The sequence below is a fragment of the Candidatus Poriferisodalis multihospitum genome (assembly GCF_028283155.1).
Classification (GTDB): domain Bacteria; phylum Actinomycetota; class Acidimicrobiia; order Acidimicrobiales; family Poriferisodalaceae; genus Poriferisodalis; species Poriferisodalis multihospitum.
Map to the genome: position 1 here is coordinate 1 of NZ_JAPYOK010000046.1, position 24,781 is coordinate 24,781.

General features: G+C 68.3%; 18 protein-coding genes, 1 tRNA gene and 1 pseudogene. 10 read left to right on the plus strand and 10 right to left on the minus strand.

The features are described 5' to 3' along the window. Positions 1 to 237 precede the first annotated feature (237 nt). Together VI480_RS04305 and betC are read right to left on the minus strand one after the other, a co-directional pair. Positions 238 to 1,611 (minus strand): ammonium transporter, encoded by a 1,374-nt coding sequence (locus VI480_RS04305; RefSeq protein WP_323671584.1) that lies wholly within the window; start codon positions 1,609 to 1,611, stop codon positions 238 to 240. A gap of 191 nt (positions 1,612 to 1,802) precedes the next feature. Beyond that, positions 1,803 to 3,296, minus strand: a complete 1,494-nt coding sequence (gene betC, locus VI480_RS04310) for a choline-sulfatase (RefSeq protein ID WP_323671585.1) — start codon at positions 3,294 to 3,296, stop codon at positions 1,803 to 1,805. Positions 3,297 to 3,507: 211 nt separating this feature from the next. On the opposite strand from betC, the gene VI480_RS04315 reads away from it, so the two are divergent. Together VI480_RS04315 and betA are read left to right on the plus strand one after the other, a co-directional pair. After that, positions 3,508 to 4,608: a glycine betaine ABC transporter substrate-binding protein gene (locus VI480_RS04315; protein WP_323671586.1), complete on the plus strand. Its 1,101-nt coding sequence runs from the start codon at positions 3,508 to 3,510 to the stop codon at positions 4,606 to 4,608. A 114-nt stretch (positions 4,609 to 4,722) separates the two neighbouring features. Next, entirely contained in the window at positions 4,723 to 6,405 is a 1,683-nt protein-coding gene (betA, locus tag VI480_RS04320) for a choline dehydrogenase (RefSeq protein ID WP_323671587.1), read from the plus strand. On the opposite strand, the gene VI480_RS04325 is transcribed toward betA, so the two are convergent. Continuing rightward, a complete protein-coding gene (locus VI480_RS04325) occupies positions 6,357 to 7,061 on the minus strand; it encodes a TetR/AcrR family transcriptional regulator (RefSeq protein WP_323671588.1) in 705 nt (234 codons plus the stop codon). The two genes, betA and VI480_RS04325, sit on opposite strands and share 49 nt — an antisense overlap. Positions 7,062 to 7,137: 76 nt before the next feature. Between VI480_RS04325 and VI480_RS04330 the strand changes: the two genes are divergently transcribed. Further along, positions 7,138 to 8,166: a glycine betaine/L-proline ABC transporter ATP-binding protein gene (locus tag VI480_RS04330; RefSeq protein WP_323671589.1), complete on the plus strand. Its 1,029-nt coding sequence runs from the start codon at positions 7,138 to 7,140 to the stop codon at positions 8,164 to 8,166. A 58-nt stretch (positions 8,167 to 8,224) separates the two neighbouring features. Next, positions 8,225 to 10,219, plus strand: coding sequence for an ABC transporter permease (locus tag VI480_RS04335; RefSeq protein WP_323671590.1), 1,995 nt, complete (start codon positions 8,225 to 8,227; stop codon positions 10,217 to 10,219). Between the two features lie 49 nt (positions 10,220 to 10,268). Here VI480_RS04335 and VI480_RS15575 read toward each other — a convergent pair whose 3' ends face one another. The 4 genes and pseudogenes from VI480_RS15575 to VI480_RS04350 all read right to left on the minus strand — a co-directional run bounded on the left by VI480_RS15575 (position 10,269) and on the right by VI480_RS04350 (position 15,322). After that, the gene (locus VI480_RS15575; RefSeq protein WP_416246639.1) at positions 10,269 to 12,377 is read right to left on the minus strand and encodes a sodium-translocating pyrophosphatase; all 2,109 of its coding nucleotides are present in this window, start codon (positions 12,375 to 12,377) and stop codon (positions 10,269 to 10,271) included. A 36-nt stretch (positions 12,378 to 12,413) separates the two neighbouring features. After that, positions 12,414 to 13,694 (minus strand): annotated as a pseudogene (nhaA, locus tag VI480_RS15580) (Na+/H+ antiporter NhaA); the annotation flags it as partial. 77 nt (positions 13,695 to 13,771) lie between these two features. After that, a complete protein-coding gene (locus tag VI480_RS04345) occupies positions 13,772 to 14,137 on the minus strand; it encodes an STAS domain-containing protein (RefSeq protein WP_323671592.1) in 366 nt (121 codons plus the stop codon). 60 nt (positions 14,138 to 14,197) lie between these two features. Beyond that, positions 14,198 to 15,322 (minus strand): LLM class flavin-dependent oxidoreductase, encoded by a 1,125-nt coding sequence (locus VI480_RS04350; RefSeq protein ID WP_323671593.1) that lies wholly within the window; start codon positions 15,320 to 15,322, stop codon positions 14,198 to 14,200. Between the two features lie 153 nt (positions 15,323 to 15,475). Between VI480_RS04350 and VI480_RS04355 the strand changes: the two genes are divergently transcribed. Then, positions 15,476 to 16,183: a TetR/AcrR family transcriptional regulator gene (locus tag VI480_RS04355; protein WP_323671594.1), complete on the plus strand. Its 708-nt coding sequence runs from the start codon at positions 15,476 to 15,478 to the stop codon at positions 16,181 to 16,183. Between the two features lie 19 nt (positions 16,184 to 16,202). Here the strand turns inward: VI480_RS04355 and VI480_RS04360 are convergent, their stop codons facing one another. The 3 genes from VI480_RS04360 to VI480_RS04370 form a co-directional block, all read right to left on the minus strand. Then, entirely contained in the window at positions 16,203 to 18,236 is a 2,034-nt protein-coding gene (locus VI480_RS04360; RefSeq protein ID WP_323671595.1) for a hypothetical protein, read from the minus strand. Positions 18,237 to 18,335: 99 nt separating this feature from the next. Beyond that, complete coding sequence (locus VI480_RS04365; protein ID WP_323671596.1) at positions 18,336 to 19,799, minus strand: sigma 54-interacting transcriptional regulator; 1,464 nt, start codon at positions 19,797 to 19,799, stop codon at positions 18,336 to 18,338. Positions 19,800 to 19,885: 86 nt separating this feature from the next. Further along, positions 19,886 to 19,953 (minus strand) — tRNA-Tyr (locus VI480_RS04370). Positions 19,954 to 20,058: 105 nt separating this feature from the next. On the opposite strand from VI480_RS04370, the gene VI480_RS04375 reads away from it, so the two are divergent. The 5 genes from VI480_RS04375 to VI480_RS04395 all read left to right on the plus strand — a co-directional run bounded on the left by VI480_RS04375 (position 20,059) and on the right by VI480_RS04395 (position 24,755). Further along, positions 20,059 to 20,637, plus strand: coding sequence for a hypothetical protein (locus VI480_RS04375; RefSeq protein ID WP_323671597.1), 579 nt, complete (start codon positions 20,059 to 20,061; stop codon positions 20,635 to 20,637). Further along, positions 20,634 to 20,996, plus strand: a complete 363-nt coding sequence (locus VI480_RS04380; protein ID WP_323671598.1) for a hypothetical protein — start codon at positions 20,634 to 20,636, stop codon at positions 20,994 to 20,996. The genes VI480_RS04375 and VI480_RS04380 overlap by 4 nt, the downstream gene beginning before the upstream one ends. Positions 20,997 to 21,161: 165 nt before the next feature. Beyond that, positions 21,162 to 22,001: a succinate dehydrogenase cytochrome b subunit gene (locus tag VI480_RS04385; protein ID WP_323671599.1), complete on the plus strand. Its 840-nt coding sequence runs from the start codon at positions 21,162 to 21,164 to the stop codon at positions 21,999 to 22,001. 1 nt (position 22,002) lies between these two features. After that, positions 22,003 to 23,958, plus strand: coding sequence for a fumarate reductase/succinate dehydrogenase flavoprotein subunit (locus VI480_RS04390; RefSeq protein WP_323671600.1), 1,956 nt, complete (start codon positions 22,003 to 22,005; stop codon positions 23,956 to 23,958). A 35-nt stretch (positions 23,959 to 23,993) separates the two neighbouring features. Beyond that, entirely contained in the window at positions 23,994 to 24,755 is a 762-nt protein-coding gene (locus VI480_RS04395) for a succinate dehydrogenase/fumarate reductase iron-sulfur subunit (protein ID WP_416246640.1), read from the plus strand. Positions 24,756 to 24,781 lie beyond the last annotated feature (26 nt).

The window sequence follows — 24,781 nt, forward strand, 5'->3', positions numbered from 1 at the left end:
ATCGAACCGAAACTACGACATGGGTGGAGAAACAGACGAACGAGCTGCGGAGGCGGCAGGAGACTCGGCGACGTTGCGACCTGCCGGATCGCTGGTCGCCGAGGGTTCTGCCGCCTCCGCAGCGGGCGCACCCAGGTGAGCGATCTCATAGACGCGGAGAGTCCCCGGGCGATAACCCGGGGACTTCCGCTGACAGCAGAGAAGGTGCCGCGAGGCGACTCAGCCCATGGCCGAGTGTCAGCCGCTCGAAACCACGTCGTCCAGCGCCATTCCGGGGCCCCCGTGTTCGGAAACGTCGAGGCCCACCATTTCCTCCTCCGCCGACACTCGCAGTCCGATGGTGGCCTTCAGGATCCCGAACAGGATCACCGAGGTCCCGATGACCCACACGGCCACGATCACCACCATCAGGAACTGCACGATCAGCTGCTCGATGCCGCCTCCGTAGAACAGGCCGGCGTTCTCCCGGCCCAGGAACGCATCGTCGTGCGTGGCAAACAGGCCGATGGCGAGCGTGCCCCAGATGCCGGCCGCGCCGTGGACGGCGAAGGCCCCGACCGGGTCGTCGATCTTCAGCTTGCGGTCCACGAAGCCGACCACGCCCACCACGATCAACCCGGCGATGAAGCCGGTGACGATGGCGGCCCAGGGCTCCATCGTGCCGCAGCCTGCAGTGATGCCGACCAGGCCTGCCAGCGCGCCGTTGCCTGCCATCGGCACATCGGGCCGGCCGGTGCGCAGCCAGTTCAGCGCCGTGGCACCGATGGTCCCGGCGCATGCTGCCAGCACGGTGTTCAGCGCCACGAACATCACGTTGGCGCTGGCTGCCAGCTCGGAGCCCGGGTTGAAGCCGAACCAGCCGAACCACAGGATGAACACGCCGAGGATGGCGAGCGTCACGTTGTGGCCCGGGATGTTGCGCGAGGTGCCGTCGGCCGCGTACTTGCCGATGCGAGGTCCGAGCATCCAAGCACCGACGAGGGCGATCCAGCCGCCCACGCTGTGCACGATGGTGGAGCCGGCGAAGTCGCTGTAGACGGCGTCGCCGATGGAGATGTTGGCGATGAGCCCGCCGCCCCACGTCCAGTGGACCACGATCGGGTAGATGATCGCCGTGGTCACGAGGCTGAAGATGAGGTAGGTGCTGAACTTGGTGCGCTCCGCCATGGCGCCCGAGGCGATGGTGACCGCCGTGGCGGCGAACACGGCCTGGAAGAAGAAGTTGGTGGAACCCGACAGGCCCTCGGAGATGTCGAACAGGTCGACGCCCGACAGGGCGAACGAGCCCCAGCCGAACGCGCTGTTGCCGTCGCCCCCGTAGGCCAGTCCGTAGCCGACGAGGAAGAACGCCCCGATGCCGATCGATGCGTCGGCGAGGTTCTTGGCCATGATGTTGGCCACGTTCTTCGAGCGGGTCAGGCCCGACTCGAGCATGGCGAAGCCGGCCTGCATCAAGAAGACGAGCACGCCGGCGATGAACACCCACAGGTTGTCCATGACGGCCTGCACCATCTCGGCGGACAGCGAGTCGTCCTGCGCGCCGGCTGGTCCGGCGAACAGGAACAGGCCGCCGAGGGCGCCCGCGACGGTGACGAATAGCTTGCGTTTCATGAAGATCCTCCCGTTGGCTGGCTGATGTGGGGGAACCTAGAAACGACGTGTTGCGCGGGAGTCACCCCGACATGACCGCTCGATGCACAGCGCGGGTCGGGGCTGTTGCCGAGATGTTTCGACTGGGTTTCCCGCTCCTGTTCCCCGTTCCCATGCGATTGGGCTCCCGGGCGAGTCGGAGCGCTTGCGGCCTAGTTCGCGGGGTAGCGGAGCTTGGGGCCGGCTTCGGCCCAATCCATGTGGTCGCGGATGTATTCGTTCGCGGGATCTCGGAGCGGCGAGTAGTCCCAGCCCTCACCGGCGGCGGCATGGACCACCCGGCGGGCGCGCTGGGAGGCCACCACTTGCTCGCGGATCGCGGCAGAGTCCCAGCGCTGGATGACCTCCGCGGCAAACGCAGCCGACAGGTCCGCCAGCTCGGGCGAGCCCGCCAGGTTCCGATGCTCCGCCGGATCTGCCGAGATGTCGTAGAGCAGCGGCGGATCGGTGTCGCAGTGGATGTACTTGTACTGGCCGCGGCGGATCATGAACACGGGATGCGAGGTCAGCTCGCCCATGTACTCGCCCACGGTCTCATCCACGGGATCGTCGCTCCCGGTCGCCGCGGGCCAGAGGCTGCGGCCGTCAAGCGGTGCGCTCAGCTCAGCCGGCGGACCTCCCGCGATGTCCATCAGCGTGGGGGCCAGATCCAGCAGGGAGCACACGTTGGGCACCGTTCCCACGGCGACGTCAGGCCCGGCCATCACCAGCGGGACGCGGGCCGAACGCTCGAAGAACGACATCTTGAACCAGGAACCTCGGTCGCCGAGCATGTCACCGTGATCGCTGGTGGCGATCACCACCGTGTCGTCGGCTCGGCCGGTCTCGTCCAGCACTCCCAGCAGCTCGCCCAGCCACCAATCGAAGTAGCTGGTGTTGGCGTAGTAGGCGTGGCGGGCGGTGCGGCACTGCTCCTCGGTCCATCCCCGGGTGTCGGCCTCGATGCCGGCGCGGATGCGCACGGTGTGCGGATCGAACTCAGCGGGCACCGGTCCCGGCAGGTCGATCTGGTCGTGGTCGTAGAGGTTCCACCACTCGGGCCGCGCCACATAGGGGTCGTGGGGGTGGATGAACGCCACCGCCAGGAAGAACGGGCGGTCGTCGGGCTCGCGGGCCAGGTCGTACAGGCAGCGGCGTGTGGCGAAGCCGACCTCGTCGTCGTAGTCGATCTGGTAGGTGGCGAGCGCCTGGCCGGCCTCAGAGAGGCTGTCCATGTTGTGGTACCACTTGCCGATCCGCTCGCCGGCCGCATCCCAGTCGGGCGTCCACGCGAAGTTGGCCGGGTAGATGTCGGTGGTGAGGCGCCGGCCAAAGCCGTGCAGCTGGTCGGGCCCGACGAAGTGCATCTTGCCCGACAGCACCGTCCGGTAGCCCGCCAGGTTCAGCCAGTGGGCGATGGTGGGGGCCGCGGCACTCCACTCCGACGCGTTGTCCCAGGCGCCGATCTGTGATGCTGCTCGGCCGGTCATCATCGAGTACCGCGACGGCGCGCACAACGGCGAGTGGCAGTACGCGGCATCGAACCGCACGCCACGCTCCGCGAGCGAATCCATCGACGGCGTCTGCACCACGGGGTGGCCGTAGGTGCCGGTGAAGTACGGCGCAAGCTGATCCGCCATGACCAGCAGGACGTTGGGTGCGGTCATCAAGTCGAACAGTACGCCCACCCGAACCCAACGCGCACCAGCGCGCGGTCAAGGCCAATTTCGGGCGTGCTAGTGTGTTGAAAACCGTCTAAATGGCCTGTTTTGATCAGGGACGGCTGGGACAGCCGGACCGGCGGCGGGCCGAGCGCCCTCGGGGAGGGCTGCCGGCACCTGCCGGCGACAGGCGGGAAACACACACCGGGGGGTGCCCATGTCCGAAACACGCAAATCCGGCGAACGAACTCGCCTGTCACGACTGCGCCAGAAGCGAGGACCCAGCGGCTGGCAGCTGCTCATCGCGCTGCTTGCAGCCATCGGGCTGCTCGCAGCGGCATGCACGGGCGACGACGGCGACGGCGCAGCCGAGGAGCCGGCCGCCACCACCGAGGCGATGGCGGAAGAAGAGCCGACCGAGATGCCGGCCGATGAGGGTCCGGACCTGGGCTCGCAGACCACGATCACCCTGGCCGCGAATCCCTGGAACGGCTCGGCCCTGAACGTGGCAGTCGCAGCCCAGCTGCTCGAGAGCGAGCTCGGCTACGACGTCGAGATCGTCGACATCGACGAGAACGCCCAATGGGCCGCGATCAACACCGGCGACATCAGCGCATCGCTCGAGGTGTGGCCGTCGGGCCACGCGCAGAACGTGATCGACTTCATCGACAACGCTGATGCCAACGTGGACCACGCGGGCCTGCTCGGCCCGGTCGGCAAGATCGGCTGGTTCACGCCGACCTACATGATCGAGCGCCATCCGGAGCTGGCGACCTGGGAAGGCTTCGCCGATCCGGCGCTGGCCGGCCTGTATGCCACAGCCGAGACCGGCGACCTGGGGCAGTTCCTGGGCGGTGATCCCAGCTTCGTCCAGTACGACGAGGACATCATCAACAACCTGGGCCTGCCGATGCAGGTGGTGTACGCCGGGTCGGAGGCTGCCATCCTGGCCGCCGTCGACGCTGCCTACAGCCGGGAGGATCCGATCCTCGTGTACCTGTGGACACCGCACTCGGCGTTCAACAGCTACGACCTCACCAACGTGCTGCTGCCCGAGTACAGCGACGACTGCTACGCCACGGCAGACGCCGGCGGCGTCAACTGCGACTATCCGGCCGATGTTCTGTTCAAGATCATCGATGCGAGTCTCGCCGAGAATGCCCCCGCAGCTGACGCCTTCCTGCGAGCCATGAACTACGACAGCGCCGACCAGATCTCCATGCTGGCCGCCGTCGAGGGCGAAGGCATGTCAGTCGACGATGCCGCTGCGGCGTGGATCGCAGACAACGAGGCAACCTGGAGCACCTGGCTTCAATAGCCCGTCAGCACTCAGATCCTCCTCCCAGGGCGCTGACCCGTCGGCGTCGGCCAACAGGCCGGCGCCGGCGGGGCCCGTCCTGCGGCTCCTTGAGGCTGTACCGCAGGTGATCCGGTGACTGAACCCCTGTACGACTTCATCATCGTCGGCGGCGGATCGGCCGGCTGCGCGCTCGCCAACCGGCTGAGTGCGGATCCCGCCAACAAGGTGCTCGTGCTCGAGGCCGGTCGCCGCGACTACCGGTGGGACGTGCTCATCCACATGCCGGCCGCGCTGGCCATGCCTATCGGCAACCGCTTCTACGACTGGCAGTACGAGACCGAGCCGGAACCGCACATGGGCGGGCGGCGGGTGTATCACGCCCGCGGCAAGGTGCTCGGCGGTTCCAGCTCCATCAACGGGATGATCTTCCAGCGCGGCAACCCGGCCGACTACGACAAGTGGGCCAGCCGGCCCGGCATGGCGACGTGGGACTACCGGCACTGCCTGCCGTACTTCAAGCGGATGGAGACCTGCCTGGCGGGCCCCGATGACTGGCGCGGCGGCGACGGCCCGCTGGTGCTCGAGCGGGGCCCGGCCACCAGCCCGCTGTTCGAGGCCTTCTTCGACGCCGTGCAGCAGGCCGGCTATGAGCTGACCGACGACGTGAACGGATTCCGCCAGGAAGGCTTTGCGGCGTTCGACCGCAACATTCACCGCGGCCGGCGCCTGTCGGCCTCGCAGGCCTACCTGCACCCGGTGATAAGGCGCCCGAATCTGGACCTCCGCACCGGCGCGCTGATCAGCCGGGTGCTCTTCGACGGCAACCGGGCGACCGGTGTCGAGTACCGGCAGAAGGGCCGGCGGGGCCGCACGCGGGCCGCTCGGGGCGGCCACGTGATCCTGTGCGCGGGGGCGTTCGGCTCGGCGCAGCTGCTGCAGCTCTCCGGCGTGGGCTCCCCCACGCTGCTGGGCCAGCACGGCATCGGAGTGGTGTCGCCCCTGGAAGGCGTCGGCGAGAACCTCCAGGACCATCTGGAGGTGTACATCCAGTACGCCTCGAAGCTGCCGGTGTCGATGCAGCCTCACCTGCGGCGCTGGCGCCGGCCCTGGATCGGCCTGCAGTGGCTGGCACGGCGGGGACCGGGGGCCACCAACCACTTCGAGGCCGGCGGCTTCGTGCGCAGCAACACCGATGAGGCCTACCCCAACCTCATGTTCCACTTCCTGCCGCTGGCCGTGCGCTACGACGGCTCGGCGCCGGTCAGCAAGCATGGCTACCAGGTGCATGTCGGGCCGATGTACTCCGATGCCCGCGGCTGGGTGCGCATCGGCTCAACCGATCCCGCCGTCAAGCCGGCGATCCGGTTCAACTACCTGTCCACTGCCCAGGACCGGCGCGAGTGGGTCGAGACCGTGCGTGTCACCCGTCACATCATGAACCAGCCGGCCTTCGCGGCCTACAACGACCGCGAGCTGTCGCCCGGCCCCGGCACCCAGTCCGACGACGAGATCATGGACTGGGTGGCACGCGACGCCGAGACGGCGCTGCATCCGGCGGGCACGGCGCGGCTTGGCACCGACGAGCTGGCCGTGACCGACCCGTCGACCATGAACGTGCTGGGCACCTCGGGCCTCAGCGTGGTGGACGCCTCGGTCATGCCCACAGTCACCAACGGCAACATCTACGCGCCGGTCATGATGATTGCCGAGAAGGCCGCCGACCTGCTGCTCGGGAACGAGCCGCTCGCGCCGCTGGATGTGCCGGTCTACGGCCGCGCGTGCGGGGGTTCCGCGCCGGGCGCGCCGCTGTCGTGACTGGCATCGTGATCGGAGATCATCGCCGAGACGAGGTCGAGCACCTCGTGGCGCTCCGCCTTGGTCGGGGGTGCGAGGCCGAACAGGTCGATGAGCCAGAGCCCGTCGCCCACGATGCGTGCGAGCAGGCCGGCGGTCTCGGCCAGCTTGTCGTCATGCATGAGGCGCTCCTGCCAGCGCTCGAACGTTGCCCGAGTGTTCGCCAGCAGCTCGTCGTCGAGCGCCGCGGCCGCCAGGATCGACGCCGAAGTGTCATCGGCGGCCTTGTACGGCTCGCGCACGTAGTCGAGGTAGGCGAGCGCGAACGTGCCGCGGGCCGCGGGGTCGGCGGCCCGGAACCGGGCTTCCCGTATGTCCAGCTCGTCGTCGAGGACCGCGAGCGTCTCGTCGAGCAGCCCGGCCATCAGGGCGTCCTTGGAGCCGAAGTGGTAGAGGAAGCCGCCCTTGCTGACGCCGGCCGCGATCGCGACCCGGTCGAGTGTGAGGTTGGCCGCACCATCGGTGCGGATGACCTCGATGGCCGCCTGCAGGATGCGCTCGCGGGTCTGCACCGCACGTTCCTGCACCGGGCCCGATCTCGAGACCGCGCTGTCTGCAGCAGTCGGCGTTGCGTCGCTGCCACCGGATGTCGCGTCGGGGGGGCGAGATCGTGCCACAGTCAGCACAGCGTATCGACACGCCAAACCCGTCCAAGCAGACGGTAACGCGGCACGCGGGGCACTGGGGGCAGCCATGGAGCCGATCGTCACGGTCAGCGGTCTGTGGAAGATCTTCGGCAAGAAGGTCGACGCTGCCCGCGAGCTCGCCGCTGGCGGCGCCGACCGGGAGCAGATCCAAGCCGAGACGGGCTGCCTGGTGGCGGTCCGCGATGTCACCTTCGACGTGCATGCCGGCGAGACGTTTGTGGTGATGGGCCTGTCGGGCTCGGGCAAGTCCACGCTGGTGCGCTGCGTGTCGCGGCTGATCGAGCCCACGTTCGGCCACATGGAAGTGTGCGGAACCATCCTGGCCGACGCCAGCGACACGGCGCTGCGCGAGCTGCGCCGCAGCAAGATGGCGATGGTCTTCCAGCATTTCGGCCTGTTCCCCCACCGGCGCGTGGTCGACAACGTGGCGTACGGGCTGGAAGTGCAGGGTGTTGCGCGTGACGAGCGCCATGAGCGGGCGCGCGAGGTGCTCAGCACTGTGGGGCTCGACGGCTGGGCCGACCACTACCCGCAGCAGCTCAGCGGCGGCATGCAGCAGCGAGTCGGGCTGGCACGTGCCCTCGCTGTGGAGCCCGAGGTGCTGTTCTTCGACGAGCCGTTCTCGGCGCTCGACCCGCTCATCCGGCGCGACATGCAGGACGAGCTGGTGACGCTGCAGCTCGAGCTGCAGCGCACCATCGTGTTCATCACCCACGACTTCGCCGAGGCACTGCGGCTGGCCGACCGGATCGCCATCATGCGGGACGGGGCCTTCACCCAGGTCGGGACGCCGCTCGAGATCTTGACCCAGCCCGCCGACGACTACGTGCGGGCCTTCACGCAGGATGCGCCGATCGCCAAGGTGCTCCCCGCGTGCTCCCTGATGCGACCGGTCGGTGACGTCGCCGTCGAGGAAGGCTGGCCGCGCACCACCGAGACCGCCACGCTCGAGTCGGCCCTGCCGTTCCTGCTGTCGGAGCATCGCCCGGTGGTGGTCTGCAACGCCGAGGGCGATCCCCTGGGCCTGCTCCACCAGGACGATGTCGCAGCGGTACTGGAGCAGAACCTGCGATGAGCCGCATCAGCAGAGCTCCAGTACCGCCATCAGACACAGCTCTGGAGCAGAACCTGCGATGAGCCAGACCGTCGCCGCCGAGCCTGGTGCCGGCGCCGACGCACCTGCTGCGCGGCGGCGGTCGCCGTTCGCCGTGGGGTTGGCTGCCGCCGCGGTCGCGCTCGTGATTGTCGGCTTCGTCGCATCGGTGGGCGCCTTTCCCGAGTCGTGGAACTTCGGCCTGGCCGACCCCATCGATCGCACACGGCGCTGGCTCATCAACAACCAGACGTCCCACTGGCTGTACACGGTGCTGCTGAACCCGCTCACCGATCTCGCCGATGCCGGCATCCGCCGGCTCGAGGCAATCCTGCGGTGGTTCCCGTGGTACGTGTACCCGGTCTTCTGCGGCCTCGGGCTGTGGCGAGTGCGCGGCCGGCTGGCGGGCGCGCTCGGCTTCTGCGGGGTGGTGCTCATCGGCATGACCGATCTGTGGCAGCAGGGCTTCGCCACGCTCGCGCTGATGGGCGTGGCGGTGTTCCTGTCACTGCTGGCGGGCATCCCGCTGGGCATCGCCGCATGGCGCAACGACCGGTTCGCCGGCGTGCTGCGCCCGACGCTCGATGCCATGCAGACCATGCCGGGGTTCGTCTATCTCATCCCGTTCGTGCTGCTCTTCGGCATCGGGCGCGTGCCGGCGCTGATCGCGACGGTCATTTTCGCCCTGCCACCGGTGGTGCGGCTCACCGATGTCGGCCTGCGCAACGTGCCCGGGTCGATGGTGGAAGCCTCGGAGATGTTCGGCGCCACCGACCGCCAGACGCTGCGGCTGGTGAGGATCCCCGCCGCTCGCCCGGCGATCCTGGCCGGCACCAACCAGACCACGATGCTCGCCATGAGCATGGTGGTGATCGCGGCATTCATCGGCTCGGGCGGTCTCGGCCAGGACGTGCTGCGAGCCATGCGCGACATCGACGTCGGCGAGGCCTCCGAGGCCGGCATCGCCATCGTCATCATGGCGATCATCCTGGATCGCTTCACCCGCGGCATCGCCACGCTGGGCGAGCGCGGCCGCGGCCAGGGCACGAATGCGCATGCAGGCGATTCGCTGCGGGCCGCAGACACCGTCACGATCCGCTGGATCGCGGCCGCAACGGCTCTGGTGGCGCTGGTGGGCGGCATCGTGGGTCACAACAAGTTCCCCGAATGGCTGCAGTGGCACTACGCGCCGTACATCAACGACATCACGGCGTGGGCTCGCGACAACCTCTACGACATCGGCTCGTCGGGCATCGGCACCGGGCCGCTCAGCGACTTCATCACCGTCTATATGGTGACGCCGCTGCGGGAGCTGCTCTCGTCGGGCATTCCCTGGCCGGCCATGATCGGGCTCGGCGTGCTGGGCGGCCTGCTGGCTCGCGGCGTCACGCTGGGGCTCGGCATCGGCATCGCACTGTTCCTGATCGGGTGGCTCGGCATGTGGGAGCTGTCGATGGACACGCTGGCCCAGACGCTGGTGGCCGTGGCCGTCACGCTGGCGATCGCAGTGCCGCTGGGGATCCAGGCCTCCCACAGCGACCGCTTCCAGAAGCTGATCGACCCGGTGCTCGACTTCCTGCAGACCATTCCCAGCTTCGTGCTGCTGGTGCCGGTCATCACGCTGTTCCACGTGGGGCGGATCCCGGGCATCATCGCCTCGGTGGTGTACGCGCTGCCGGCCGCGGTGCACTACACCGATCTGGGGTTCCGCCGGGTTCCCGCCGAAGTGCACGAGGCCGCCACGAGCTTCGGCGCAACCCGCTGGCAGCGCCTGCGGCGCGTGGAGCTGCCGCTGGCAGCGCCCGAGCTGATGGTGGCGGTGAACCAGGTGATCATGCTGGTGCTGGCCATGGTGGTGATCGCCGGGCTGGTCGGCGGCGGCGGGCTCGGGCTCGAAACCGTGAACGCGCTGCGCCGCAGCGACGCCGTCGGCAGGGGCTTCGAAGCCGGCATCGCGATCGTCCTGCTGGCAGGAATCCTCGACCGCCTCACCAGAGGCGTCGCAGACCGCCTCCGTCCACCCCCCGGCGCCTGAGCGTCAACCGCGGGTCGGCGCGCCGAGCCGATCGTCGCGGCGGGTCGATCTAGAGGAAGGCGGGGACGAAGACCAGGCTGACGATGGTCATCACCTTGATGAGGATGTTCATCGCCGGGCCTGAGGTGTCCTTGAACGGGTCGCCGATGGTGTCGCCCACCACGGCCGCCGCATGGGCATCGGTGCCCTTGCCGCCGTGCGCGCCCGCCTCGATGTACTTCTTGGCGTTGTCCCAGGCGCCGCCCGAGTTGGCCATGTAGATCGCGATCAGGAAGCCGGTCACCACCGCGCCGGCCAGGAAGCCGCCGAGCGCGTTCACGTCGATGAAACCGATGACCAGCGGCAGCACTACCGCCAGGCCGCCCGGCAGCAGCATCTCGCGCAGGGCCGCCTGGGTGGAGATGTCCACGCAGCGGCGGCTGTCGGGCTTCACGCCCGGCTCGCCCTCGCGCAGCCCGGGGATCTCGGCGAACTGCCGCCGGACCTCCACGATCATCGCCTGCGCTGCCCGTCCCACCGAGGACATCGTGAGCGCCGCAAAGATAAACGGCGTCATGGCGCCCAGGAACAGGCCGATGGTGACCGCCGTGTCGTTGATGTCGAGGAACACCTGGTCGCCGGCGGTCAGGCTGAACGACTTGAACAGCGCCAGCGCCGTCACCGCAGCCGAACCCACCGCGAAGCCCTTGGCCACCGCAGCGGTGGTGTTGCCCAGCGAGTCGAGGCTGTCGGTGACGCCCCGCACCTCGGGCGGCAGCTCGGCCATCTCGGCGATGCCGCCGGCGTTGTCGGCGATCGGCCCGTAGGCGTCCACAGCCACGATGACACCGGTGACCGCCAGCATGCCGATGGCCGCCAGCGACACGCCGTACAGCCCGATCACATCGCCGGCCTCGCCGAACGCCAGACCGCCGAACAGGTACGACAGGCCGATCATCGTCACCACCAGCGCGACGGCCGGCAGCGTCGAGAGCTTGCCCTGCGCGATGCCTTCGATGGTGACGGTTGCGGGGCCGGTCTCGGACTGCTGGGCGATGCCCTTCACCGGCCGGAAGTGCTCGGAGGTGAAGTACTCGGACGTGAAGCCGATGGCCCAGCCGCCGAGCAGCCCCACGATGATGGTGAACGCCAGGAAGATGGGGGCGCTGAGCTCGTATTCGCCCACCGTCGGGCTGCCGCTGAACAGCACCAGCGTGCCGACGATGGCAAAGACGACCGTCAGCGCCATGGCCACGTACTGACCGGTGTGCAGCTGCCCCGACAGGCTGCGGCCTTCGCGGCCGCGCACGAACAAAGCGCCGATGATCGAGGCGATCATGCCGAGCGCCCCGATCAGGATCGGGTACATGAGCAGCCCTTCGGCATCGCCGAAGCTGCCGGCCAGGCTGTCGCCCTCGAGGAACACCGGGACCAGCAGCGAGGCCAGCACCACCGGTGCCACGATCGACCCGGCGTACGACTCGAACAGGTCGGCGCCCATGCCGGCAACGTCGCCCACGTTGTCGCCGACGGCGTCGGCAATGGTGGCCGGGTTGCGCGGGTCGTCCTCGGGAATGCCAGCCTCCACCTTGCCGACGAGGTCACCGCCGACGTCGGCAGCCTTGGTGTAGATGCCGCCGCCGATGCGGGCGAACAGCGCGATCGAGCTGGCACCCAGCCCGAACGCAGCCACCACTTGGAAGGCCTGGTCGACGCCCAGCCACTTCACCCACAGCAGGTAGTTGATCGAGATGCCCAGCAGCGCCAGGCCGGCCACGCTGAAGCCCATGACGGCCCCGCCCTTGAACGCCAGCGGCAGTGCCTTTGCAGCACCTTGGCGAGCAGCGTTGGCCGTGCGGGTGTTGGCCGCGGTGGCGATGCGCATGCCGACGAAGCCCGCCACCGACGACAGCACTGCACCCATCAGGTAGGCGAAGCTGGCTGCGGGGCGGCCGTCGATCGGCACGATCAGCAGCAGCACGAACATGGCCGCTACGAACACCGATACCCAGCGGTATTCCCGGCGAAGGAACGCCATGGCGCCCTCGCGGATGGCCGCGCCGATCTCGCGCATCAACTCGGTGCCCTGCTCGGCCCGCAGCACCACCTTGGCGAAGTAGTACGCCAGCAGCAGCGCCAGCACGGAAGCGATCAGGGCCAGATACGGAACAGCAGTCACATGGCCGTGCTCGCCCGAGAACCGGAGGAATGCGAGCGCAGCGATGGCAGCGCAGGCCGAAGCGAACAGGATGCCGATCTTGGCGAGATCGGTGATGCCGCCATCGTCGAACGCCAGGCCGGTGATGAAGATCGACACGGTGAACCCGATGCCAGCAGCAAAACCCATCCCGATGAACTGCGGCCAATTGAGCCCGGGAGGCAGCTGGAAGCCGAAGCGCGTCGCCACCCAGGTGAACGCGGCGATGCCGACCGGTTTGCCGATCACGAGGCCGAGCACGATGCCCCACGTCACCGGCGAGCCGGCGGCGTCCGCCAAGATGTCGCCCGACAGCGGCACGCCGGCGTTGGCCAGGGCGAAGATGGGAACGATGAGGAACGCCGTGAACGGATGCAGCATCGTCTCGAGCCGCTCGGTCATCGGCACCGATTCCTGCACCACGAACGCCGCCTGGTGGACCTGCTCGATGTTGGGGCTCGCCGGCAGGTCATCGACGTGTTCCTGCGCGGCAACGCGGCTGACCAATGGCTTGGCAGGCGTCAGCAACCCCAGCGCCACCCCGGCGATAGTGGCGTGCACACCCGACTCCAGCGTGGCGTACCAGGCCACGATCCCGATCACCCAATAGACCGGCAGCGCCCACACCTTCATCAGCGTCAGCAGCCGGACCAGCACCAGCATCGCGCCGGCGAGTGTCAGCCACCGCAGGTCGAGATCGCCGGTGTAGAAGATCGCGATGACGGCGATGGCCCCGATGTCGTCCACGATCGCGAGCGTCAGCAGGAACAGCTTCAGCATCGGCGGCACCCGGGAGCCCAGCAATGCGACGATGCCGACGGCGAAGGCGATGTCGGTGGCCATCGGGATTCCCCAGCCCGAGGCGGCCGGGCCCGAAGGGTTGAACGCGAAATACAGCAGCGCCGGCACGACCATGCCGCCGATGGCAGCGATGGCCGGCAGCGTCGCGGCCCGCACGCTCGAGAGGTAGCCGGTCACCAGCTCACGCTTGATCTCCAGGCCCACCACGAAAAAGAACAGCGCCATGAGGGCGTCGTTCACCAACTCCCGGAGGTCCAGCGGGTGGACGTGGAAGCCGCCGACCGAGATGTCGATGTGGTGGTGCCAGAAATCGAAGTACGTGTCGCTCCAGGGCGAGTTCGCCCAGATGAGCGCTACTGCCGTCGCCAACAGCAGCAGCATGCTGCCGGCCACCTCGCGGTGGATGAACTTCAGGATCGGCCGCGCTACGAATCGGGCCAGCCAGCGATCACCGCCTGCGAACGTCTCCCGCTGGTACAGGTACTCCGGGCCCGCCATACGGCCGCACAGGATACGGCCCGTTATATCGGGGTCCTGCCGCAGGCCACGCTCCACGCAGGCGTGCCTGCCGGTATTCAGCGATTCGACAGGCGCTGCAGAGCTGCTGGCAGCCCAGTGGTCACGTCGAAGAGCGAATCCACGTCGGTTTCGGACAGCGTCGCGGCCACCCCGGGCGTGCTCACCACGAGCGCCAGACCGCCGTCGCCCGCCCGGCAGCGTCGACGCGCGTCGAGCAGCACGCCGAGCGTGACCGGCTGCAGGACATCCACATCGGACAGGTCGATCACCAGCCGCGGCTGTGTGCCCGCTGTCGCCAGCGCCGAGCGCAGCGCGCTGTCCAGCGACGCGATGGCAGCCAGATCGAGTTCTCCGCGCGGCGTCACCACTACAACGGCGGTGCCGTCGGCAGCCGTCACCGTGCGCTCAGCGAAGCCCAGCATCAGGCCGACTGTGCTGATCGTCGTGGTGGAGTCGACAGGTGCATAGAACCAGCCGGGGGCTCACGCAAAGCGGGGCATCACCTTGTCGCTGATGAGCTCGAGCGATGCGTTGATCTGGTCGGCGGAGTGAATGCCCTGGGGCACCAGGAAGAACGCTTCCTCGATGCCGAGCACCGTCTGCGCCTCCTCGATCTGGCGGCTGATCGTGTCGGGGCTGCCGACGAGCTGCAGCGGCATGCCCTGGCCGAACTGGATGGCCCACTGGTTCCAGAACCACTCCATGTCGGAGAACAGCTCCCAAGCCTGGGCGTCGGTGGGCGCGCACACTGCCACCCCGCCCCAGCCGCACTCGTGGCCGCGGGGCTTCTCCACGCCGTGCTGCGCGGCCTCCTCGCGGTACGCCTTCCACAGGGCCTCGCAGAACTCCATCTTGTCGCTCAGCACGATCGGCGTGCCGCCGTAGCGGGCCCAGAAAACCGCCGAGTCCATCGACATCGTGAATCCGCCGTACAGGGGCGGGTGCGGCGACTGCAGCGGCCGCGGGGCGATGCCGACCTCGTGGATCGTCATGTCGGGGTCGACCCCGGCGCCGTAGTCGGCATAGACGGTGTGGGTGTGCGGGTTGAGGTTGTCGTTGGGGAACCGCCAGAACTCGCCCTCGTAGGAGAACGTGTTGTTCTTCAAGGCGGTGAGCACCACATCCACGAACTCCTCGAAGAAGCGGCGGTTGTAGGCGTCTTCGTCGGTGCCGCGGTTCCACTTGCCCACCGCTGCGAGGTCGGGGCGGATCTTGAACTGGTCCACCCAGCGGTGCTGGTAGCCGCGCACCACGCCGAAGCAGAGCCGCCCGCCGGTCATGTGGTCGAGGGTCGCCACCTGCTCGGCGACACGCATCGGGTTGTGAGTGGTGGACACGTAGCCGCAAGCGATCGGCCGCAGCCGGCTGGTGTGCTGGGCGATCCAGCTCGCCATCAGGTTGAGGTCGTTGGAGATCTCGAAGCCCTCGATCTGCAGATGGTGCTCGGGGTGGCCGAAGCCGTACCAGCCGTTGTCGTCGGCGAAGCGCGCGATCTCGGCAATCTCGCCGAGCATGCGCTGGTAGTAGTCGTTGTTGAGTCCTGCGAGGCCGGCTTCCAGCTCATGGCGCCGGCCGATCGTGCAGTACATGAACAAGCTGAACTTCACCCTGGCTCCCGCTGCCTCGTCCCCCGGCACGATCCGGGCTTCCCCGCGGAGTGTAGGTGAGTGTTCTCTGGAGAGGCCCGGGAGCCGCCGTACGCTCGCTCGGGCAGCCGACCACTGCATGAACGCCTGTTCAGGACTAGGTTTCTCCGAGGCATGGAAAGCACCGAGGCAGCCGTTGGCAGCTCGGCCGAGCCGGATACTGCAGACAGCACCGTTGCCGCTGACGCCGACGAGAACGGCGGCAACGGGAACGGCAATGGCCGGCGGATCCGCAAGGGCGAGCGCAGCCGTATGCGCATCTTGGATGCCGCCGCGCGCCTGCTCTCGTGCCGCGGCTACGCCGCCACCACCCTGACCGACATCGCCGGTGCTGCGGAGATGCAGGCCGGCAGCCTCTACTACCACTTCGACTCGAAAGACGCGATCGTCGAAGAGGTGCTGAGCGTGGGCATCGACCACGCCCGCGCTGCGATCGATGCAGCGCTGGAAGCGCTGGGTCCTGAGGCACGGGGTTCCGACCGTCTGGCCGAGGCCATCGTGGCCTACGTCAACTGCATCGTTGCCGAGAGCAACTTCACGGTGGCCAATATCCGCTGCTTCAACGAATCGCCCCCGCAGACCCGCGAGAGCCTGGCGGTGCCCCTGCGTGAGTTCACCAACCTCTGGGTCGGCCTGCTGGCAGAAGGTCAGGCCGACGGTTCGCTGCGAGCCGACACCAACGCCAAGGTGCTCGCCCGGATCATGATCTCCGGGCTCAACTCGCTTGCCAGCTGGTATCGCCCCGGCGGCGAACTGCGCCTCGAAGACCTCGCCCGCCAGTTCGCCGACATGGTCCTCGACGGCCTGCACCCCGCCGACTGAGCCGGCGGGAACGCAGCAGCTACAGGCGGCCGCTGGTGATGAGCTTGCGGCGGTGCTCGAGGAAGTCGACCAGCACGTAGTCGCCCAGGTTGTGGGGGCTGGTGAAGAAGGCCCGCCCGCCGTTCATCTCGGTCATCTTCTCCACGAACGCCCGCAGGTAGCTGTTGGGGTCGAGCATGAAGACGTTGATGCGGATGTCTTCGCGGGTGGCCCGGGCCACCTCCAGCAGCGTGGCCTCGATGGTCTCGCGCACCGGCGGGTAGGCGAAGTACGGCCGGCCGTCGCGTGCCAGGTGAGCGGTGGGCTCGCCGTCGGTGATCATGATGATCTGCTTCGAGCCGGTCTGGCGGGCCAGCAGGCGCCGGGCGATCATGAAGCCGTGCTGCATGTTGGTGCCATAGGCGAAGTCCCACGACACCTCCGGCAGCTGGGCGGCGGTCAGCTCGGAGGCTGACTCGGCGAAGCCCACGATGCCCAGGTAATCGCGCGGGAACTGCGTGGAGATCAGCGAGTGCAGCGCCATTGTGACCTTCTTGGCGGGCAGGAAGTTGTCGCGCATCGGCATCGACAGCGACAGGTCCAGCATCAGCACCGTCGAGGCGCGCGACAGCAGCTCAGAGCGCTCGATCTCGAAGTCGTCCGGCGTCAGGCTCACCGGCGTGCCGGTTCCCTGGCGGGCCACGGCGTTGCGCACGGTGCGCTCGATGTTCAGGTTGAACGTGTCGCCGAACTCGTAGGGCTTGGTCTCGTACGCGAACTCGTGGCCGACGCCCGACTTGCGCACCTGGTGGCTGCCGACCTTGTCGTCCATCAGGCGGTTGAACAGGTCGCCGAGCGCGTTCTGCCCGATGCGCCGCAGCGCACGCGGCGTCAGCTCCAGGCGGCCTTCAGTGTGCTGCGCGAGGCCTGATTCCTCGAGCATGCGCGCCATCTCGCTGAGCCGTTCGAGTGCCTCGGCCGACTGGTCGCCGAGCAGCTCGCGCACCCGCTCGGGATCCACCTCCGCCAGCGCCGAGGGGCTGACGGCGCCCTGCAGCATCTCGGCCAGCGCGTCGAGGTCGCCGAGCTGGGCGAGCACGTCGGCCGCCTGCGACATCGACAGCGGATCGTCGCCGCCGAATTGGTAGTTGCGGTCCCAGCCCATGTCGGGGAACGCCTGCTGGAGATTCTGCGCGAGCTGCTGGGCCTGCCACTGCAGGTCCATGTCGTCCATGAGCTGCGCTGCCAGGTCGGCGAGCTGCTGGCGCTGGGCCGGCGTCATCGAGTTCAGCATCGAGGCCATGGCCGCCATGCGCTTGGCCATGATCTCGAGCAGCTCGTCGAGCGTCTGCGGGTTCTCGGGGAAGAAGTCGCCGTAACGATCCATGAAGCCCTCGAAATCGGGCTCCTCGCCGCGGGCACGCTGCTCGAGCATCTGGTTGAGCTCGGCCATCATGTCCTTGGTGCGGGCCAGATCTTCGGGGCTCATGTTGCCCATGGCGCCGGTCATCTGGTCGAAGTAGCTCTGGGCGACTTCCTGGCGCAGCCGCTCGACGAGCTCGTTGAACTGCTCGCGGGCCTCGGGCGACTCGAAGTCGTAGCTCTGCAGGCCGCGCATCTTCCCGGCCAGGTCGGGGGGCAGCATGTCGAGCTGCAGGTTGCGCTCGGCGGCGCTGGACTGGGCGATCTCTTCGCGGCGCTCGTCGCCGCTGTCGGCCGCGTCCAGCGCGAACTCCTCCAGCGCCTCGCGTTCGGTGTCGGTGATCTCGTCGAGCTCGCGGGCGATGTCGTCGTACACGCCGCCGAGGTCGAACTGCTCGAGCATGTCCTTGCGCCGGTCGCGCAGCCGCTCGATCATCTCGCGCAGGCCTTCGAGCCGGTTGCCCTCGGAGTCGGTGAAGCCCTGCTGCATGAGCCGGCGCAGGGCGGCATTGAGATCGCCGTGATACAGCAGATCGTCGGTCATCTCGGCGAAGAGGCTCTCGGCGTCGAAGTCGAAGCCGGTCTGGGTGCCGTCCCACGCGGAGTAGCGGAACCGGGCGCCCTCGCGGCGGGCCCGACGCCAGCGAATCACTGGGCTTCCTCCGTCGGACGCGTCTGCTGCGAGCAACTCGGGAATCCCGCACGTCCCTGCATGAGACTCACTCTGTCACGACGGCGGGTGCAACCGGGCCTAACCGCGTGAGCGGTAGGTCGCCCGGGCGCCGACGTGCTCCTTGTTGAGCCGCTTCGACAGGTGCAGGCCTTCGAGCACCAGCTCGACGGCCGAGGCCAGCACTGCGGGCGCTGCGCCTTCGTCCGACTGCGGATCGGCTGCGGCGGCTACCAGCGACTCAGCGGCGACGGCCAGCGCCTGATTGCCGGCGAGCAGCTCCATGTAGGCCTCTGAGCCCAGGTCGTCGCCGGTGTGCACCACCTTGCCCTCGCCGAAGCTGGCAACCACATCGCTCAGCTCGTCGGGCGAGAAGCGATTCTTGAACACTTCGAGCACGGCCGCCTTGAGCATGGTCTCCACGATCTTGCCGTCGCGCCCCTCCTCCATCGACTCGATCTCGATCTTGCCGGCGGTAGAGCTCATGAGCGATTCCAGATCGCTGACGCGGGGCACCACGTACCGCTCGCCGCGCTGCAGCGCCCGGCGGGTGGCGTTGGCCGCGAGCGTCTCGGTGTTGGTGACGGTCATGCGCACCGACACGCCCGAGCGCTGGTTGACCTGGCTGCTGGCACGGGCCACATGGCTGAAGGTGGCCACGATCTCGGCCATGAAGTCGGGCAGCGTCACGATGACACCCCCTGGCACGCCTTCGCCCATCCCCACATCGATCCCCTGCAGGTCGAGCGGGCGGGCCTCCGCCGACGCGATGTCCATCTCGGTGTCGACATCGAGCGGGTAGTGGGTGCGGATCTGCGCGCCGAAACGGTCTTTCAGCGGCGTGATGATGCGGCCCCGGTTGGTGTAGTCCTCTGGGTTGGCGGTGGCCACCAGCAGCACGTCGAGCGGCAGGCGGATCTTGTAGCCGCGGATCTGCACGTCGCGTTCCTCGAGCACGTTCAGCAGGCCCACCTGGATCCGCTCGGCGAGGTCGGGCAGCTCGTTGATGGCGAAGATGCCGCGGTTGGTGCGCGGCACCAAGCCGTAGTGCAGCGTCAGCTCGTCGGACAGGTACCGGCCCTCGGCCACCTTGATCGGGTCGACCTCGCCGATGAGGTCGGCAATGGACGTGTCGGGCGTGGCCAGCTTCTCGCCGTAGCGAATGCTGCGATGCGCCCAGGCGATCGGAGTGTCGTCGCCGTGCTCGGCAACCAGATCGAGCGCATGCCGCGACACCGGGTTGTACGGGTCGTCGAAGATCTCGGAGCCCTCGATGTAGGGCATCCACTCGTCGAGCAGGTTCACCAGCGAGCGGATCATGCGGGTCTTGGCCTGGCCCCGCTCGCCCAGGAACACCACGTCGTGGCCGGCCAGCATGGCGTTCTCGAGCTGGGGCAGCACAGTGTTCTCGTAGCCCAGCACTCCTTCGAACAGCGGCTCGGACGCGGCGATGGCCTTCGCAGCATTCGCACGCATCTCCTCTTTGACCGGCCGGGAGACCCAGCCGATCTTGCGCAGTTCGCCGAGCGTGGTGGGTTGCGTCATGGCGGGCAACCTAGTGGCTGGTGGCTTCAGACGGCGTTGGCGCAGGTTGGTTGCACCCGGCCGCTGGCCGTGCATAGTGTGGCCGGTGGAGGCAAGGGGACTCGAACCCCTCGGGAGTGGGTTTACAGGCCTTCCCGGCCACCCGGCTGCCCCCATGGAACGAAGCCCACACAGCTCCGCTCCTCGAAGACCCCCGCTCGGCTCGCTGGGCGGGGGTCTTGCGTGACATCAGGCGACGTCGACCCCCGGCCGCTGGTGGTTGGACGCTGGCCTCGCTGACGAAAGCGCCGTGCTCTACCGGCGGCGATTCGAGCTTCCGGCGGAGCTGGCGGCTGGGCTCGGCAGCCCCGACGGCAACGCGGTCGGTGATGCGCGCTGGTGGTTCGTTGCGAGCGGGCTGTGCGAACTGGGCCACCTGTGGCTCGACGGCACCTACCTGGGTGACCTGCGCGGGCGCCACGCAGAGCACGCCTTCGAGGTGAGCCATCTGCTGCGCGCCGGCCCCGAGCACCTGGCGGCGGTCGAGGCCTCACACGGGGCCGTCCGGGTGCCCCAGAGCGAGGACGCGCAGGCGCAGATTGAGCGGACCGGGCCCGCGCGCATCCAACGCGTCCGCGCGCTGGTCATCGAGGCCAGCCCCGATCGGGCCGTGCTGCGCATCGCCGCCACTGTCGACAGCGCCGGCACGCATCGCAGCGAGATCACCACGACGGTGCTGCCCGCTGGTCACCCCGACGCCGGTTGGTCCCAAGACGCCACCCGTCAAGTCGCATCGGTGGGCGACGGCCTGGCCCTGTCCGAGCCGGTGCTGGCGCGAGGCCGCAAGGGCTGGCAGTGAACGGCGAGCCGCACCGTGACGGGCTCGACGCCCTGCGCGTCATCGAGCACGAGCTGAGCCATCCCGGCTTCTACGAATCAGCGAACACCGACGGCCGGCTGCTGTGCCAGCAGGTCACGCTCGATCCCAGCGTGTTCACCGGCGCAGAGCGCGGCCTGCGCGCGCTCGCCGCGCAAGCCGCCGCAGCCGCAGCCGATCACGCCGGCCACCACCCCAGCGTCGCCGCCTGGCAGCAGGTGCCTCCCCTGGGACGGAGACAGTGGCCACGCGCGATGGGCCGGTGGGCATACCGCACCATGGCAAGCGCCATGCATGCGGCCGATCCCACGCGCCCGGTGCTGCCTCCAGACCGTCGCTGAGGATCTGAACCCGCGAAACCTGGACCCCTTCGGGTGAGCGCCGGCGTAGCGAAGCGAAGCCTCGGCGCTCGCGAGGAATCTGCAAGTACCGTACGGCCCTGGCGCGGACGGCCCCAGTGGCAGACCGCGCCTGTCGCCGCACCACGCCACGCACGGGAGGAACACATGGCGCCGACTGCCACGCAGGCCGCCGGGTCTGCACCGGTGTTCAAGACCAAGCGCCCGCTGCCGTTCCCGCTGAACATCTACCAGTCAGCGATCGGCCGCAAGTGGGTCATGGCGTGGACAGGCATCGGGCTGCTGGGCTTCGTGATCGTTCACATGATCGGCAACCTGCACCTCTACGAGGGTCCCTCTCGGATGTACGAGTACGCCGAGACGCTGCGCGACCTCGGCGGCGGGCTGCTGCCCCGCACGCTGCTCCTGTGGATCATGCGGGTGGGGCTGCTGGCCATGTTCGTGGTGCACCTGCATTCGGCCTACACGCTGAAAGAGCGCAGCCGGCTGGCCTCCGAGCGGGCGGGCTTCGTGGGCGGCGCCAAGAAGTACGCATCCAAGCGCGACTACATCGCCGCCAACTACGCCTCGCGCACCATGCGCTGGACAGGTCCCATCGTGGGCCTGTACGTGCTGTTCCATCTGGCCGATCTGACATGGGGCTGGTGGCTGGGCGACGCGTATGTGCGGGGCGATCCGTACCACAACGTGGTGGAGTCGCTGTCGAGCATCCCCGTGGCGATCCTGTACGTGGTGGCCAACGTGGCGCTGGCCGTCCACATCTTCCACGGCACCTGGAGCATGTTCCAGAGCCTCGGTGTGAACAACCCGCGCTACAACGGCCTGCGCCGCAACCTGGCCACCGTGCTGGCCGGCGTGGTGCTGGTGGGCAACCTGTCGTTCCCGGTGCTGGTGCAGGCCGGCCTGGTCGACGAGGACAATCGGCAGTGCCCGGTCAACGACACCACCGGCCTGGAGTGTCTCGAGAAAGAAGCAGGGGCGCACTGACATGGCTGAATCACACAGCGGTGGGAATGGCGCAGTGAACGGCATGCTCGACTCCCGCGTGCCCGACGGGCCGATGGCCGACAAGTGGACCGACCACAAGTTCTCCATGAAGCTCGTCAACCCGAACAACAAGCGCCGCTTCGAGATCATCGTGGTGGGCACCGGCCTGGCGGGCGCCTCCGCGGCGGCATCGCTGTCGGAGCTGGGCTACCGGGTGAAGGTGTTCACGTTCCACGACTCGCCCCGCAGGGCGCACTCGATCGCTGCCCAAGGCGGCATCAACGCGGCGAAGAACTACACCAACGACGGCGACTCGGTGCACCGGCTGTTCTATGACACCGTCAAGGGCGGCGACTACCGCAGCCGTGAGGCCAACGTGCACCGCCTGGCCGAGGTGTCGCTGAACATCATCGACCAGTGCGCTGCCCAGGGCGTGCCGTTTGCACGCGAGTACGGCGGCCTGCTCGACAACCGATCGTTCGGCGGCGCGCAGGTCAGCCGCACGTTCTACGCCCGCGGCCAGACCGGCCAGCAGCTCCTGCTGGGCGCCTACCAGGCGCTCGCCAAGCAGGTGGCGGCGGGCAGCGTCGAGCTCTACACGCGCACCGAGATGCTCGACCTCGTCACCAAGGACGGGCGGGCCTGCGGCATCGTCACCCGTGACCTCATCTCGGGCGAGATCGCCGCTCACACCGGTCACGCCGTGGTGCTGGCCACCGGCGGGTACGGCAACGTCTATTACCTGTCCACCAACGCCATGGCGTGCAATGTCACCGCCGCGTGGCGGGCGCACCGGCGGGGCGCCTACTTCGCCAACGCCTGCTACACGCAGATCCATCCCACCTGCATCCCCGCCAGCGACGAGTTCCAGTCGAAGCTGACGCTGATGTCGGAATCGCTGCGCAACGACGGCCGCATCTGGGTGCCCGAACAGCTCGACGACGCCCGCTCGCCGGACCTGATTCCGGAGTCGGAGCGCGACTACTACCTCGAGCGCAAGTACCCGGCCTTCGGGAACCTGGTGCCGCGCGACGTGGCCAGCCGCAACGCCAAAACCGTGGTGGACCAGGGCAAGGGCGTAGGGCCGCTGCGCAACGGCGTGTACCTCGATTTCTCCGAGGTGATCGAGCGCGACGGCCATCCCGCCGTGGCGGCGAAGTACGGGAACCTCTTCGACATGTACGAGCGCATCACGGGAGAGAACCCCTATGCAGTGCCGATGCGCATCTACCCGGCCATCCACTACACGATGGGCGGGCTGTGGGTCGACTACCACCTGATGACCACGGTGCCCGGCTGCTACTCCATCGGCGAGGCCAACTTCTCCGACCACGGGGCCAACCGGCTGGGCGCCTCGGCGCTCATGCAGGGCTTGGCCGACGGCTACTTCGTGCTGCCGTACACGATCGGCGACGACCTGGCGGCCCGCCTGGGCGAGCCGGTGGTGCCGCTCAGCGACCCGGTGTTCGCCCAGGCAGTGTCGGAGGTGAACGACGCCACGCAGCGGTTCCTGTCGATCGGCGGCACCCGCTCGGTGGACTGGTTCCACCGGGAGCTGGGCAAGATCGTGTGGGACTACATCGGCATGGAGCGCACCTCCGCCGGCCTCGAGAAGGCCCTGTCGGAGATCCCGGCGCTGGAGGCCGAGTTCTGGGCCGATCTGCGGGTGCCGGGCTCGGGGGCCAACCTGAACTCGAGCCTGGAGAAGGCCGGGCGGGTGGCCGACTTCTTCGAGCTGGCCAAGCTGATGGCCCGCGACGCGCTCGTGCGCGAGGAGAGCTGCGGCGGCCACTTCCGGGCCGAGCACCAGACGCCCGAGGGAGAGGCGCAGCGCGACGACGAGAACTTCGCCCACGTCGCCGCTTGGGAATGGCACGACACCGGCACGGTGCAGACCCGTCACGTCGAGGAGCTGGAGTTCACCGAAGTGGCACTGACACAGCGGAGCTACAAGTGAGCGGGACGAACGGCCAGGCCAGCCACGGCGGCACCTTGAGCCTCACGCTGCGCATCTGGCGCCAGGACGGACCCGATGCGCCGGGACGGTTCCACACCTTCGACGCTCCGAACATCAGCGAGGACATGTCGTTCCTGGAGCTGCTCGACATCATCAACGAGCGGCTCATCGAGGGCGGCGACGTCCCGATCGAGTTCGACCATGACTGCCGCGAGGGCATCTGCGGCATGTGCAGCCTCATGATCAACGGTCGGGCGCACGGGCACGAACTGGCCACAACTACCTGCCAGCTGCATATGCGCAAGTTCACCGACGGCGACGTCATCACGGTGGAGCCGTTCCGGGCGAAGGCTTTCCCGGTGGTGCGCGACCTGGTGGTTGACCGCAGCTCGTTCGATCGCATCATCGAGGCCGGCGGCTACATCTCGGTCAACACCGGCGCGGTCGGCGACGCCAACCAGACGCCGGTGCCGAAGGAAGCCGCCGACACCTCGATGGACGCAGCTGCGTGCATCGGCTGCGGGGCGTGCGTGGCGGCCTGCCCCAATTCGGCGGCGCAGCTGTTCACCTCGGCGAAGCTGGCGCATCTCAACCTGATCCCCCAGGGCCAGCCCCAGCGCTGGGAGCGCACCGAGGCCATGGTGGAGACGATGGAGCAGTTCTTCGGCTCGTGCACCAATCACGGGGAGTGCACTGAAGCCTGCCCGAAGGAGATCAGCCTCGACTTCATCGCGTTCATGAACCGCGACTACGTCAAGGCCAAGATCAAGAATCGCAAGCTGACCGGCCAGGGCTGAGCCGGTCAGGCACCGCTCGCAGGCGT